The organism is Streptococcus danieliae (genome assembly GCF_013415245.1).
Taxonomy (GTDB): domain Bacteria; phylum Bacillota; class Bacilli; order Lactobacillales; family Streptococcaceae; genus Streptococcus; species Streptococcus danieliae_A.
Map to the genome: position 1 here is coordinate 1 of NZ_JACBXX010000215.1, position 1,202 is coordinate 1,202.

General features: G+C 45.5%; 1 protein-coding gene. It reads right to left on the bottom strand.

The annotated features are described in order from the left end of the window. The coding region (locus HZY94_RS09415) for a Rib/alpha-like domain-containing protein (protein ID WP_257151915.1) at positions 1-1,202 on the bottom strand (1,202 nt) is incomplete at both ends.

Sequence of the window (1,202 nt, forward strand, 5' to 3'; positions counted from 1 at the left end):
ACTGGAGTTTCAAACTCAACCTTAGTTCCTTCTGGAAGTTCAGCTAGGTTACTGATAGATTTCTCTGCGGATGGTGTTTCACCAACTTTAACAACTTGTTCAGCCGGAGTTGGTTCGTTAGTAGCTGCTTGAGTTGGGTTTTCGTCAACCTTAACAGTTACAGAAACCTTGTCTTGAGAACCATCTGGGTAAGTCACAACTACAGTCACTGGCTTGTCACCTGGCTGGCTGGTATCCACTGGGGTTTCGAACTCTACCTTAGTACCTGCTGGAAGCTCAGCGACGTTACCGATGGATTTCTCTGCGGATGGTGTCTCACCAACTTTAACAACTTGTTCTGCTGGAGTTGGTGTGTTAGTAGCTGCTTGAGTTGGATTTTCTTCAACCTTAACAGTTACAGGAACCTTATCCTCAGAACCATCTGGGTAAGTTACAACTACAGTCGCTGGTTGGTCACCTGGCTGGCTAGTGTCTACTGGAGTTTCGAAGGTAATCTTCGCATCTTTTGGTAGTTCATCAACGTTTGAGATGGACTTGGCTGGATCCACTTGATCACCAACTTTAACCGTTTGCACGACTGGAGCTGGTTCGTTAGTAGCTGCTTGAGTTGGATTTTCTTCAACCTTAACAGTTACTGGAACCTTGTCCTCAGAACCATCTGGGTAGGTTACAACTACAGTCACTGGTTGATCACCTGGTTGGCTAGTATCTACTGGAGTTTCGAACTCGACCTTAGTTCCTTCTGGAAGGTCAGACATGTTACCGATGGATTTCTCAGCTGATGGAGTTTCACCAACTTTAACAACTTGTTCTGCTGGAGTTGGTGTGTTAGTAGCTGCTTGAGTTGGATTTGCTTCAACCTTAACAGTTACTGGAACTGTATCTTGAGAACCATCTGGGTAGGTTACAAGAACCACGGCTGGCTTGTCACCTGGCTGGCTGGTATCCACTGGGGTTTCAAATTCTACCTTAGTATCTACTGGAAGCTCAGCTAGGTTACTGATTGATTTCTCTGCGGATGGTGTTTCACCAACTTTAACAACTTGTTCAGCTGGAGCTGGTTCGTTAGTAGCTGCCTGAGTTGGATTTTCTTCAACCTTAACAGTTACTGGAACTTTGTCCTCAGAACCATCTGGATAGGTTACAACTACCATGGCTTGTTGATCGCCTGGCTGGCTAGTGTCTACTGGAGTTTCAAAGGT